The sequence below is a fragment of the Massilia rhizosphaerae genome (genome assembly GCF_016093545.1).
Lineage (GTDB): Bacteria > Pseudomonadota > Gammaproteobacteria > Burkholderiales > Burkholderiaceae_D > Telluria > Telluria rhizosphaerae.
Map to the genome: position 1 here is coordinate 454,038 of NZ_JADKYX010000004.1, position 12,884 is coordinate 466,921.

General features: G+C 65.9%; 9 protein-coding genes. 4 read left to right on the plus strand and 5 right to left on the minus strand.

What is annotated here, in order from left to right; all coding sequences use genetic code 11:
• Positions 1-41 precede the first annotated feature (41 nt).
• On the plus strand, positions 42-1,751 hold the full coding sequence (locus ISF28_RS09815; protein WP_198116965.1) for an FAD-dependent oxidoreductase: 1,710 nt from the start codon (positions 42-44) through the stop codon (positions 1,749-1,751).
• A 107-nt stretch (positions 1,752-1,858) separates the two neighbouring features.
• Positions 1,859-3,931, plus strand: a complete 2,073-nt coding sequence (locus tag ISF28_RS09820; RefSeq protein ID WP_229518966.1) for a tetratricopeptide repeat-containing diguanylate cyclase — start codon at positions 1,859-1,861, stop codon at positions 3,929-3,931.
• Positions 3,932-4,243: 312 nt separating this feature from the next.
• Here the strand turns inward: ISF28_RS09820 and ISF28_RS09825 are convergent, their stop codons facing one another.
• From ISF28_RS09825 to ISF28_RS09845, 5 genes are all read right to left on the minus strand, one after another.
• Positions 4,244-5,497: a DUF2863 family protein gene (locus tag ISF28_RS09825; RefSeq protein ID WP_198116966.1), complete on the minus strand. Its 1,254-nt coding sequence runs from the start codon at positions 5,495-5,497 to the stop codon at positions 4,244-4,246.
• Positions 5,498-5,725: 228 nt separating this feature from the next.
• A complete protein-coding gene (acnA, locus tag ISF28_RS09830) occupies positions 5,726-8,434 on the minus strand; it encodes an aconitate hydratase AcnA (protein ID WP_198116967.1) in 2,709 nt (902 codons plus the stop codon).
• Between the two features lie 74 nt (positions 8,435-8,508).
• Positions 8,509-9,024, minus strand: coding sequence for a hypothetical protein (locus ISF28_RS09835; protein WP_198116968.1), 516 nt, complete (start codon positions 9,022-9,024; stop codon positions 8,509-8,511).
• The gene (locus ISF28_RS09840; protein WP_198116969.1) at positions 9,024-10,013 is read right to left on the minus strand and encodes an HpcH/HpaI aldolase/citrate lyase family protein; all 990 of its coding nucleotides are present in this window, start codon (positions 10,011-10,013) and stop codon (positions 9,024-9,026) included. Before ISF28_RS09840 ends, ISF28_RS09835 begins: the two co-directional genes overlap by 1 nt.
• A 121-nt stretch (positions 10,014-10,134) precedes the next feature.
• Entirely contained in the window at positions 10,135-11,127 is a 993-nt protein-coding gene (locus ISF28_RS09845) for a malate dehydrogenase (RefSeq protein WP_198116970.1), read from the minus strand.
• Positions 11,128-11,391: 264 nt separating this feature from the next.
• Here ISF28_RS09845 and ISF28_RS09850 point away from each other — a divergent pair, with 264 nt between their 5' ends.
• Positions 11,392-12,234 carry a GntR family transcriptional regulator gene (locus tag ISF28_RS09850; RefSeq protein WP_198116971.1) on the plus strand — a complete coding sequence of 281 codons (843 nt, stop codon included), beginning with the start codon at positions 11,392-11,394 and terminating at the stop codon, positions 12,232-12,234.
• Between the two features lie 199 nt (positions 12,235-12,433).
• Complete coding sequence (gene sdhC / locus ISF28_RS09855; RefSeq protein WP_198116972.1) at positions 12,434-12,856, plus strand: succinate dehydrogenase, cytochrome b556 subunit; 423 nt, start codon at positions 12,434-12,436, stop codon at positions 12,854-12,856.
• The last annotated feature ends 28 nt before the right edge of the window (positions 12,857-12,884 follow it).

Genomic DNA, 12,884 nt, shown 5'->3' on the forward strand with positions numbered 1-12,884 from the left:
CTTGGGTTAGCATGCGATACCCGACCAGGAGACGCCCGACCATGTCCGAACACGTTCCCGAACTGATCCCCGAAAGCCTCGTCCCCGACACCGAGGCGCGCGCCGCCGTCGACCTGGCCACGCGCGCCCACCAGATCTATCCCACCCTGAGCGGGGACGACATCGCCCGCCTGCGTCGCTTCGGCACCTGCCGCACCTGGCCGGACGGCGCCACCGTGTTCCGCGCCTGCGTGGATTCGCCCGGCATGGTCGTCGTGCTGGCGGGGCGCTTGTCGTGCAGCCGGACCGATGCGCTCGGCAAGCGCGTCGAGGTGGTCGAGTACGGCCCCGGCCAGTTCAGCGGCGAAGTGGCGCAGTTGTCCGGCCGGCCGCCGCTCGCGGACGGCGTCGCGGTGGGCGACCTGGAAGCCCTCGTGCTCGACGCCGAATGCCTGCGCGCCGTGATCGTGGCCGAGGCCGAACTGGGCGAGCGTCTCATGCGCGCCTTCATTCTCCGTCGCGTGCAATTGATCAGCAATAAGCCGGGCGGACCGATCCTGATCGGCCCGGCCGCGCACGCCGGCCTGTTCGAGCTGGAGAATTTTTTATCGCGTAATGCCTATCCGTACACGCGGCGCGATCCGGAGTCCGATCCGGAAGCGGCCCAGCTCGTGCGCGAGCACTGGCAACGGCCGTCCGACTGGCCGCTCGTGGCGCTGCCGGACGGCTTCGTGCTGAAGAATCCCACGTTGACCGAAGTGGGCCGCTGCCTCGGCACCTTGCCCCGCATCGAGCGCGGCGCCGTGTTCGACGTGCTCGTCGTCGGCGCGGGGCCGTCCGGGCTGGCGACGGCCGTGTACGCCGCATCGGAAGGCTTGCGCGTGATGGTGCTGGACCAGCGCGCCTATGGCGGGCAGGCGGGCGCGAGCGCGCGCATCGAGAACTTCCTCGGTTTCCCGACCGGCATCTCCGGCCGCGCGCTGGCCGGCCGCTCGTACGTGCAGGCGCTGAAGTTCGGCGCCGAGGTCGCGATCCCCGCGCGCGCCACCCGGCTGCTGTGCCACGAGCGGCCGCTCAAGGTCGAGCTGGACGACGGCACGTGCTTGCAGGCGCGCACCGTCGTGCTGGCGTCCGGCGCGCGCTACCGCAAGCCGGACCTGCCCGACATCGCCGAATACGAAGGCCGCGGCGTGTACTACTGGGCCTCGCCCGTGGAAGCGCGGTTGTGCCGCAACGAACCCGTCGTGCTCGTCGGCGGCGGCAATTCGGCGGGACAGGCGGCCGTCTTCCTGGCGGCGCACGCGTCGGACGTGCACTTGATGGTGCGCGGGCCGGGGCTGGAAGCGACGATGTCCAGCTACCTGATCGAACGCATCGCGGCCACGCCCAACATCCACCTGCACACGCGGCGCGAAATCGTCGGGCTGGACGGCGACGAGAACGGCCTGGCGCGCGTGCGCTGCCGGAGCCGCGACGGTGGCGACGAACGGTCATTCGTCGTGCGCCGGCTGTTCCTGTTCATCGGCGCCGATCCGAACAGCGACTGGCTGCACGAGTGCGGCATCGGGCTGGACGACAAGGGTTTCGTGCTGACCGGCGCCGACACGCGCCCGGAACGCGGCGCCCGCACGCTCGAGACGAGCGTCGACGGCATCTTCGCCGTGGGCGACCTGCGGGCCGGGTCGACCAAGCGCGTGGCCGCCGCGGCCGGCGAAGGGGCCGCCGCGGTGGCGCAGATCCACGGCTACCTGGCATCGCTCGCCCGGCACTGACGGGCGGCGCAGGCGGCCGACGCCGTTTGGTTGAACTCTCTAGTTGACAGCGGGCATAATGGCGCGGTGCGCGACCGTGCGTGGTGCGGCGCAGCCAGAGGACCGCAATGGCATTTTCCGTACTGTCACAATTGAGCATGCGCGCGGACCGCGGCAGGATCCTGCGCTGCTGCGCCTTGGCCTTGCTGCTGCATCCGCTCGCGGCATGTGGCGCTGCGCCGCAGGCCGAGCGCCTGCGGGAGGCGGGCGCCATGGCCCGCTTCGTGCCGGACGAGGCGTCGCGCCGGCTGCGCGCCATGGAATGGGAAATGGCCACCGCGCCGGCACCGTTGCGGACGGACTTCCTGTATTTCTACAGCACCGCCGAGCGCGGCATCGGCGACCTCACGCATGCCCTGGCATTGGCGGACCAACTGGTCGCCTACGGCAGGCGGAACAAGGACAACGTGGCGCTGGCCAAAGGCCTGATCGGGCGCGCCAACACGCTCTACCTGCGCGAAGACCTGGCCGCGTCGCACGCTGCGTCGTTCGAGGCCGAACGCGTCGCCCGCGCCACCGCCGACGTCCCGACGCAGATCATGGCCACCATCGCGGCCGGCCAGTCGTTCGAGGAGCAGGGCGATTATCCCGCGGCGCTGGCGCGGCTGCATGCCGCCGTCGACATGGCAAGCCGGATCGAGGGCGACACCGCGCCGCTGGCCAGCGCGCTGCACGTGCTGGTGCTGCTGTACCTGAATATGGGCGAGCTCGACAAAGGCTGGGAGGCGCAGCGGGAATCGCTGGCCGTGGCGCGCAAGATGGCATCCCCCGGCTACCTCGCGACGGCGCTGGGCGACGAGTACGCATTGGCGGTCGAGCAGAAAGACTTTCCGCGCGCGCGCCGGGCCCTGTTCGAAGCGCTCGGCCTGGAACGCGGCATGGGCGCGCGCCAGATGGCCACCACCACCTTGGTCGACATGTCCGATTGTTACCTGAAGGAGCGCCGGTTCCGCGAGGCCCAGGCCTATGCCGCGCAAGCGCTGGACGCCGCCATGGACGTCAGGAGCAACAACGACGCCGCCACCGCCCGCGTCAACCTGGGCCAGGCGCTGCTCGGGCAGGGCCGGCTGGCCGAGGGCAAGCGGCAGTTCGAGGCGGGCCTGGCGACCTATGAAAAACAGGGCGACAAGCCCGAACTGCTGGCCGTGCTGCGCGAATATGGCGGGGCGCTGGAGCATGCCGGCGACTACAAGGGCGCCGTCGACGCGTACGACCGCGAGCGCCGCCTGTCGGGCGAGATCTTCGCCGAGCAGCGCCAGAAGGCCCTGTTGGAACTGCAGCAGAAATACGACGCCGAGAACAAGCAGCGCCGGATCGACGCGCTGCGCGAGGCAAACCGCGCCGCCATCGCGGCGCTGGAGCATCACCGTGCGCAGCAGCGCCTCTGGTGGCTGCTGGCCGCGGTGTGCGCGCTGGCCGCCGCTGTCGTCGGACTGCTGTACCGGAAAGTGCGGCGCGCGAATGCCGAGCTGGAAGACAAGAACCGGCAATTGCAGCGGCAAGGCGCGCTTGACCCGCTCACGCTGCTGTACAACCGCGGCCACTTCCAGGACGTCATGAACCGGACCGGCGACGAGCGGCGGTCGACCGGCGCCGGGGCCGTGGGCGCTTTGTTCCTGCTGGACCTCGACCATTTTAAAAGCGTCAACGACGAACACGGCCATGCGGCCGGCGACGCCGTGCTGAGAACGGTCGCGCACAAGCTGCGCCAGGCATTGCGCGAGACCGACATGATCGTGCGCTGGGGCGGCGAGGAATTCCTCGCGTTCCTGCCGGACGTCGCGCGCGACGGCCTCGACGACGTGGCACAGCGCATCCTGCGCTGCGTCGCGGCACCGGCCGCCGACGAATGCAGCGCGGCCGTGCCGGTCAGCGCGTCCGTGGGCTTCGCGCCGTTTCCGCTGTCGGTCGGCGGCGTGTCCCTGACGTGGGAGCAAGCCGTCGGCCTGGCCGACCAGGCCATGTACCTGGCCAAAGCGCACGGCCGCAACCGCGCCTACGGGGTGCGCGGCGTTCCCGACGCCGCGCAGGTATCGATCGACGCGATCGAGCGGGACCTGGAGCAGGCGTGGCGCGCGGGCTGGGTGGAACTGGCGGTGGTGCAGGGCGACGCGGAGGCGCCGGTCCCCGCGCCTGGATAACGGCGTACGCGCGTCAATCGCGTCGCAGGCCGCGTCGTCGTCAAAATTCGGGGTCAGAGCATATTTCGGATCGAATTCGGGGTCAGAGCACGTTTCGGATCAATGTCCCGGTGCGCAACAATCGGTCGAGGCCAGCGCGCGGCATGGACACAATCTCTCTGCGAGGACCGTCTTGAGGACTTGCTCCAAGGACCGTGCACCAAAAAGTGCTCTGACCCCGAATTCGCGCCGAAAAGTGCTCTGACCCCGAATTTTGCGCGCCCAAGAAAAAGCCCGGCACGCGGCCGGGCTTGGGACGGATGGTGTTGCGTGTCAGTGGAAGTGTTCGTTGCCCGCCGGCGTGTCTTCCGGCATCTCGGCGTGGACGAGCTCGCCGCTGGGGTCGGCGAACAGCGGGGCGCCGCAGTCGTCGCAGTACTCGGCGACATAGCGTTCGCCGATGCGCTTGACGTGGCTGATGCCGACGTCGTTCAGGTGCTTGACGATCTCGTCCAGCGGCGCCAGCGGACGCTCGCCGCCGCCGGCCGGACCTTCCATCGGCGTGCCGTCCTCGTCTTCCTGGCCGTACAGGGGCCAGACGATGCCGTACACGACGTCCGACGACTGGCGCAGCGTGAAGCCGACGCGGTATTCGTCGACCTGGCTGTCGTTGACTTCGTCGCCGAAGCCCGCGATGACGGCGCGCAAGTCGTTCGGTTCCACGCCCAGCGTGTTCGTCAGATAGTGCACGGCGGCACGGATCGACACCGGACGGATCAGTTTATCCGCCTCGCGGCACGCCACGTAATACGCTTCCGGCAGCAGCAGCTCGACGCCGCAGCCCGGCAGCAGGCGGGCGATGTTCGGGCCGGCCTGGGCGCGCCATTGCTCGAGGGCGTTCTCGCGCTCGGCTTCGAAATTGATGTGGTGCTGCGGTTCCTGCCAGCGGAACAGCGGGGCGCCCTGCGGGGCGACGACGGCCACGAGCAGGTAGCGCGTGTCGGCCAGGAATTGCGACGTGTCCGGACCGGGCGCGGCCGGCTTCACCGTCGTGCCCTTGTGGGCGGCGGCGGCCAGCTTGTGGGTCAGCGAATATGTCTCGGCATGGGTGCGCGGCAGCTGGTCGATCGAGTACAAGGTCGGCGCGATGGCCAGCTTCGTGTTGTCGGCCAGCAAATGGGCGCCGAAGTGGGCCGTCAGCGTGCTCAGGATGTCGGCGGGAATCGTGCCGGACGCGATCGAGAAGCGGGTCCAGGCCAGGATCGGGGCGGCGACGAGCAGGGCTTGCCACGTGGTCTCGGCACCGTCGTTGGCCTGCTCGGTCATCAACGAGGACTCGCTGACCGCTTCGACGCCATCCATCAGCACGTCGTAGACGGCGAGGTCGCCCTTGAACAGGACGTTGAGGGCGGCGTCGACGCTGTCCTGGTGGTTCGTCTTGAGCAGCTTCTGCAGCTGGGCGTCGAGGTTGCGTTCCCAGGCCCGTTCTTCAACGCGGCTGGCAGCCTGCACGATGGCGTTGCTGATGCTGATGAGACGCTGGCTTTCTGCCGAAAGTTTGGGTGAGTCTTTGGAGGGGCGACGCATACGCTTGGAGAGTCTCTTCGGTAAGGGGATTCGTGTTCTTGGATTGTGCTAGGGGGTCATGATAAACCCTTATCCCCGGTATTGTAGTTGATTCGGCCACACCCCAGTAACACGGCGGCAATATCGGCGCCGTCGCGCGCCCGCGCGGAAGCGACGGTTTTGACGGGAACAACGAAAAAAGGCCGGAATCCGCCAGGATTCCGGCCTTTTTCGCTGTTTCGATGCGGATTACGCGGCCAGCAGCTGGCGCAGCACGAACGGCAGGATGCCGCCATGCTTGTAGTAATCCACTTCGATCGGCGTGTCGATACGCAGCAGGACCTGCGTTTCCTTGGTCGAGCCGTCGGCGCGGTGGATCACGAGGGTCGCCTGCATTTGCGGACGGATCTCGCCTTCCAGGCCCTTCAGGTCATAGGTCTCGTTGCCGGTGATGCCCAGCGTCTCGACGCTGTCGTCGCCCAGGAACTGCAGCGGCAGCACGCCCATGCCGACCAGGTTGGAACGGTGGATGCGCTCGAACGAACGGGCGATCACGGCCTTCACGCCCAGCAGTTGGGTGCCTTTCGCCGCCCAGTCGCGCGAGGAGCCGGTGCCGTATTCTTCGCCGGCGAAGATCATCGTCGGGGTGCCTTCCGCGATGTACTTCATCGCGGCGTCGTAGATCGACAGCTGTTCGCCGCTCGGCTGGTGGAGCGTGATGCCGCCTTCGACGGCCGAGCCGTCGGCTTTCGGCGGGATCATCTTGTTCTTGATGCGGACGTTCGCGAACGTGCCGCGCATCATGATCTCGTGGTTGCCGCGGCGCGAGCCGTAGGAGTTGAAGTCGGCCTTGATGACGCCGTGGTCCTTCAGCCACTTGCCGGCCGGGCCGTCTTCCTTGATCGAACCGGCCGGGGAGATGTGGTCGGTGGTGATCGAGTCGCCGAACACGCCCAGCGCGCGCGCGCCCTGGACGCCGGCGGCGGCGGCTTTCGGGGTCATCTCGAAGTCGCTGAAGAACGGCGGCTCGGCGATGTAGGTCGACTCCGGCCAGTCGTAGACCTGGCCCGACACCGACGACACGGCTTCCCACAGCGCGCCCGGGTTGCCCTTGACGTCCGCGTAGTTGGCCTTGAAGACGTCCGAATTCATGGCGTACCTCATGAGGTCGTGGATCTCTTGCGAGGTCGGCCAGATGTCGCCCAGGTAGACGTCGACGCCGTCCGCGCCCTTGCCGACCGGTTCCGTCATCAGGTCGCGCGTGACGTTGCCGGCGATCGCGTAGGCGACGACCAGCGGCGGCGACGCGAGGAAGTTCGAGCGGATGTTCGGGTGGATGCGCGCCTCGAAGTTGCGGTTGCCCGACAGGACGGCCGCGGCGATGATGTCGTTCGACGTGATCGCGGCGTTCAGTTCCGCGGTCAGGTCGCCGGCGTTGCCGATGCAGGTGGTGCAGCCGTACGCGGTCACGCCGAAGCCCAGTTGCGTCAGGTAAGGCAGCAGGCCGGTCGCTTCCAGGTAGTTGGTGACGACGCGCGAGCCCGGCGCCAGCGACGACTTGATGTGCGGCGCGACCGTGAGGCCCTTTTCGACGGCCTTCTTGGCCAGCAGGCCGGCGGCCAGCAGCACGCTCGGGTTCGACGTGTTGGTGCACGACGTGATCGCGGCGATCAGCACGTCGCCGTTCTTCACGCGCACGCCGTTGGTCGTCTCGTAGACCTTCGACAGGTCTTCCGGCGACTTGTTGAAGCCGTTTTCGCTCGTCGGCTTGGAGAACAGGTCGGTGAAGGCGCCCTTCACGTTGCCCAGTTCGATGCGGTCCTGCGGACGCTTCGGACCGGCCAGCGACGGGGTGACGGTGGACAGGTCGAGCGTCACCACGCGGGTGTAGTCGATGTCGCCTTCCTTCGGGATGCCGAACAGTTGCTGGGCCTTGAAGTAGTTTTCGAAGGCGGCCAGTTCCTCCTCGGTGCGGCCGGTGCCGCGGAAGTAGTCGACGGTCTTGTCGTCGACCGGGAAGAAGCCCATCGTCGCGCCGTATTCCGGCGCCATGTTGCCGATGGTGGCGCGGTCGGTGGTCGACAGCGAGGCGGTGCCTTCGCCGAAGAATTCCACGAACTTGCCGACGACCTTTTCCTTACGCAGCATCTCGGTGATGGTCAGGACCAGGTCGGTCGCGGTGCAGCCTTCGCGCAGCACGCCGGTCAGGTTGACGCCGATGACGTCCGGCGTCAGGAAGTACACCGGCTGGCCCAGCATGCCGGCCTCCGCCTCGATGCCGCCCACGCCCCAGCCGACGACGCCCACGCCGTTGATCATGGTGGTGTGCGAGTCCGTGCCGACCAGGGTGTCCGGGTAGCACATCGAGCCGTTCTTCATCACGCCGCGCGCGAGGTATTCCAGGTTGACCTGGTGCACGATGCCGAAGCCCGGCGGCACGACGCCGAACGTGTCGAACGCCTGCATGCCCCACTTCATGAACTGGTAGCGCTCGTTATTGCGCTGGAACTCGATCTTCATGTTCAGGTCGAGCGCGTCCGGGACGCGGAAGTAGTCGATGGTCACCGAGTGGTCGACGACCAGGTCCACCGGCACCAGCGGCTCGATCTTCTTCGGATCGGCGCCCGTCTTGGCGGCGACGTTGCGCATCGCGGCCAGATCGGCCAGTAGCGGAACGCCCGTGAAGTCCTGCAGGACGACGCGGGCGACGACGAACGGGATCTCTTCGGTGCGGGGGGCGGTCGGGCCCCAGTTCGCCAACTGGCGGACGTGTTCTTCGGTGACCTTCTTGCCGTCGCAGTTGCGCAGCACGGATTCGAGCACGACCCGGATCGACACCGGCAGGCGCGACAGGTTAACGCCCAGGGTCTCGCCCAGGGCCGGCAGCGAGTGGAACTGGCCGGTCTGGCCCCCTGCGAGCGGGAATTCCTTCAGCGTATTCAGCGTATTTTGAAACATTCAGTTCTCCTTCTGTGGGGTACTTGTTTTTTGCTAAAGCTTAGGAGTAAAGCAATCGCGCCGATGCGCCTGCATCAGCTTTTCTTGTCACCCGGTGCCGCGGCCACCATCGGCTTGGTTTGTGCGGCGTCCTTGCATTCGTTGGCCAGTTGGCGGTTCTGCTTCGAGTCGAGCAGGATGCCCTTCGATGGGATGCCGATCCAGACCAGGCCGACTTTCGCGTTCTCGTAGCGCTGCGCGCCCGTCGTCGTGCCCACCTTGTCCAGGCGGCGCAGGTGGTTCTTCCAGCGCAGGGCGATATGGCTGTCGTCCATCGAATTCTTGTAGATGGTGACCTTGTTGTTCAATTCGCACGCATATTCGTCCATCGTCGTGTCGGTGATGTCCGGTTCCGGCTCGTCGTCCGCGACCGCCTGCTTGGCGTCGGCTTTCTTGGTTTTCTTGTGCTTGGAGGACTTGGCTTTTTCCTTCAGGACGTGGGTAGCCTTGGGATGCGTGTCGTGGGTGGTGGCGGATGCGGGCGCGCAAACGCCGGCGGCCGCGAGCGCAAAGGCGCAGGCGGCGGTGATTTGTTTCAGAGTGATGGCCATCAGATGGATTCCGGTTGATTGACGAGTGCCGCCGCGGCATCCGGCAGCGCAAGGCCGGCCAGCTTCGCGCGCTGCAACACCGTCCAATAATATCGGTAGCTGGCGCGGTCGTGCAAGCGGCCGCCGTGGGCGATCGGGCCCCAGTGCTTCGCCATCGCGGCCGTCAGGATGGTCGTCGCCTCGTTCACTTCCGCCAGGCGCGGCGTGAACGCCTTGACGATCGGCTTGATCTGGTCGGGATGGATGCTCCACATGCGCGTAAACCCGAATTCGGCGGCCGCGCGCTGGGCATCGTTGGCGACGACCGCGCTGTCCTTGATCTCGGTCGTCACATTATGCGAAGGGACTTTGTCGTGCGCATGACATGCCGCAACCATTTCCAGCTTCGCGCGGACGACGAGGGGATGGGTAAATTGGCCCGGCGTACGCATCGCGGCGGCGGGCACGGCGCCGTAGTGCGCCGAGACGAAATCCATGATGCCGAACGACATGCATTCGACCTGGGGCAGGGCGGCGATGGCGTACGCGTCGTGCAGGGCGCCGTGCGTTTCGATCAACACGTGCAGCGGGAGAAAGTCGCGTCCGGCCTTCGTGGCGGCCTGGTTGACGAGGTCTTGCGCGCGCAACACGTCTTCCAGGCTGTTCGGCTTGGGCAGCACGACGTAGGCGAGGCGTTCGGCGGCGGTGCCCACGATGATCTCGACGTCCTGCGCGAAGTGGCTGCTGCCGACGTCGTGCAGGCGCGCGCCGATGCGGTTGAAACGGTTGTCCTCGCTGTTCACGAGCGCCGCCACCAGCTCGGCGTGGGCGCGCTCGTCGCCGGCGCTGGCGCCGTCCTCGCAGTCGAAGGTGATGTCGAAAATGGGGCCAAGCTCTTGTTGCAGGGCCATCGACTTGCGCATCAGCTTCTCGCTGCCGGCGTAGTGGTCGCAGGCGGGAAGCAGCAGCGGCTGGCGTTGGCCCTGGAATAAAACCTCGGAAGGATGCATTGTCTCGTCCTGGGATGCATTGGTGGGCACGGAGTGCCCACCCTACGCGGAACGACGTAGGGTGGGGTGATTGATGCCAGTGGCATCAATTACGCGCCCACCGAACGTATGCGTTACCGGATTATTTGCCCAGCAGGTGCGCCACGCCCGCGCGCTCTTCGTTGAGCTCGTTCAGCGTCAGGTTGATGCGCTCTTGCGAGAACTGGTCGATCTCCAGGCCCTGGATGATCTTGTATTCGCCGTTCTCGGTGGTCACCGGGAAGCCGAAGACGATGCCTTCCGGGATGCCGTACGAACCGTCCGACGGCACGCCCATCGTGGTCCACTTGCCGTTGGTGCCCAGCAGCCAGTCATGCACGTGGTCGATGGCGGCGTTGGCGGCCGATGCGGCCGACGAGGCGCCGCGGGCGTCGATGATGGCGGCGCCGCGCTTGCCGACGGTCGGCAGGAACGTGTTGGCGTTCCATTCCTGGTCGTTGATCAGCTCCTTGACCGATTTGCCGTTGACCGTGGCGAAGCGGTAGTCGGCGTACATGGTCGGCGAGTGGTTGCCCCAGACGACCATCTTCTCGATGTCGCCGACGGCCGTGCCGGTCTTGGCGGCCACTTGCGACAGCGCGCGGTTGTGGTCCAGGCGCAGCATGGCGGTGAAGTTCTTGGCCGGCAGGTTCGGGGCCGATTTCATCGCGATGTGGGCGTTGGTGTTGGCCGGGTTGCCGACCACCAGGACTTTCACGTCGCGCGAGGCGACGGCGTCCAGCGCCTTGCCCTGCACCGTGAAGATCTGGGCGTTGGCTTCCAGCAGGTCTTTACGCTCCATGCCCGGGCCGCGCGGACGGGCGCCGACCAGCAGGGCGACGTCGGCATCCTTGAACGCGGTCATCGGATCGCTGTGGGCGGTCATGCCGGCCAGCAGCGGGAATGCGCAGTCTTCCAGTTCCATCATGACGCCTTTGAGCGCCTTCTGTGCCTTTTCGTTGTCGATTTCGAGCAGCTGCAGAATGACCGGCTGGTCCTTGCCCAGCATGTCGCCGTTGGCGATGCGGAACAGCAGGGAATAGCCGATCTGGCCGGCCGCGCCGGTAACGGCAACGCGCTTAGGGTTTTTAGCCATGATGAATCTCCAAAGTTTGGGAAAGAAAACGGGGCGACGCAGAAGGATACGCCTGTTTGGGAAAACTGCAATGATACCAAAAGCGCCATCCGCAGGCGGGCGTGCGACGCAGTGCGGCTAAGCGTGCGCCCACGCTCGATCGACCGCGAGTGTAGTCCCGTGCTAATCCATCTGTCAATTCATATCATATGTCTTATATAAGACACATAATCTAGGGTCTTTCACACTGGACGGAGCAGGGGATTTATGAAAAAATCGCAGTCTATGAACCAAGCCTCGTCCAATCCGAACAGCAATGGCGCCACGACTACGAGCGCCGGCAGCGCTGTCGGCGGCGCGGCCACGTCCCAGTCGGGCACGTCCCAGTCGGGCACATCCCAAGCGGGTACTTCCCCGACATTCTCTCCACTGTACCAGCAGATCAAGGCGCTCATCACGCAGAGCCTGCAGTCCGGCGAATGGAAGCCGGGCGAACTGATCCCCAGCGAGGTCGAGCTGGCCGGCCGCTACAAGGTCAGCCAGGGCACCGTGCGCAAGGCCATCGATGAACTTGCCGCCGAGCATCTCGTCGTGCGCCGCCAAGGCAAGGGCACGTTCGTCGCCACCCACAACGAAGCGCGCGCTCACTTCCGTTTCCTCAAGCTGATGCCCGACGAAGGCGTCCCCCAACATTTTGAACACGAATACCTCGAAGTCAAGCGCATTCGTGCGCCGGCCGAGGTGGCGCGCCTGCTCGACCTGAAGTCGGGCGATGCCGTCGTCTACATCAAGCGCCTGATGAGCGACGGCGGCACGCCCACGATCCTCGAGGAGCTGTGGCTGCCCGGGGTTTTGTTCAAGGGGCTGACGGCCGAGCGCCTGGCGGAATACAAGGGCCCGATGTACGGCCTGTTCGAGTCGGAATTCGGCACGCGCATGATCCGCGCGACGGAAAAGATCCGGGCGGTGGCGGCCGACGCGCAGACGGCGCTCGCCCTGAAAGTGGCGGAAGGCACGCCGCTGCTGTGCGCGGACCGGGTGTCGTTTACCTATGGAGACAAGGCGGTGGAATTGCGGCGCGGATTGTATCTGACTGCTAAGCATCATTACCAAAACGAATTGTCCTGAATACTTTTTGCGCCAAGTCTATGCTGGTGCAGTAATCGGTGGTAGCGATTACAATATTTTGATTTTGCGAAAGCGTCGGAGAGGCCCAACCGGCGCGTTTCGGCAGGATCTGGAGGCTGGAATCCAGGTCCGGTGCGGGTCACAAAATCGGCGTAGTCCGGGTGTCAATATAAATAAACGCTTTAAGGGAGGTGTTCCAATGTCCGAAGCCGTGAACAACGCGCAAAAAAGAGGGCAGCCGATCCGTAATGTGAGCATTACGGACATCACGATGAATTACAAGCAGCCGCCGTCGGCCATCGTATCGATCCTGCACCGTATCAGCGGCTTCGTGCTGTTCCTCTGCCTGCCGTTCCTGCTCTACCTGTTCGAGCAAAGCATCCGTTCGGAGATCTCGTTCGCCCACTTCGCGGGCATCGTCAGCCATCCGTTCACGAAGATCGTCCTGCTGGGCCTGTCCTGGGGCTACCTGCACCACTTCTGCGCCGGCATCCGCCACCTGTTCATGGACAACCACATGGCCCTCGACAAGGACGCCTCGCAGCGCACCGCGCGCTGGGTGCTGGTCGTCAGCCTCGCGCTGACCCTGCTGGTCGCCCTCAAACTGTTCGGAGTGTTTTAATCATCATGGCTACTACCCCCAAGAACAT

Bases quoted from the DNA above. Each gene is read 5' to 3' on its own strand.
- ISF28_RS09825 (WP_198116966.1), bottom strand. From the start codon at position 5,497: ATGCGTCGCCCCTCCAAAGACTCACCCAAACTTTCGGCAGAAAGCCAG.
- ISF28_RS09840 (WP_198116969.1), bottom strand. From the start codon at position 10,013: ATGCATCCTTCCGAGGTTTTATTCCAGGGCCAACGCCAGCCGCTGCTG.
- ISF28_RS09845 (WP_198116970.1), bottom strand. From the start codon at position 11,127: ATGGCTAAAAACCCTAAGCGCGTTGCCGTTACCGGCGCGGCCGGCCAG.
- acnA (WP_198116967.1), bottom strand. From the start codon at position 8,434: ATGTTTCAAAATACGCTGAATACGCTGAAGGAATTCCCGCTCGCAGGG.
- ISF28_RS09820 (WP_229518966.1), top strand. From the start codon at position 1,859: ATGGCATTTTCCGTACTGTCACAATTGAGCATGCGCGCGGACCGCGGC.
- ISF28_RS09815 (WP_198116965.1), top strand. From the start codon at position 42: ATGTCCGAACACGTTCCCGAACTGATCCCCGAAAGCCTCGTCCCCGAC.
- ISF28_RS09835 (WP_198116968.1), bottom strand. From the start codon at position 9,024: ATGGCCATCACTCTGAAACAAATCACCGCCGCCTGCGCCTTTGCGCTC.
- sdhC (WP_198116972.1), top strand. From the start codon at position 12,434: ATGTCCGAAGCCGTGAACAACGCGCAAAAAAGAGGGCAGCCGATCCGT.
- ISF28_RS09850 (WP_198116971.1), top strand. From the start codon at position 11,392: ATGAACCAAGCCTCGTCCAATCCGAACAGCAATGGCGCCACGACTACG.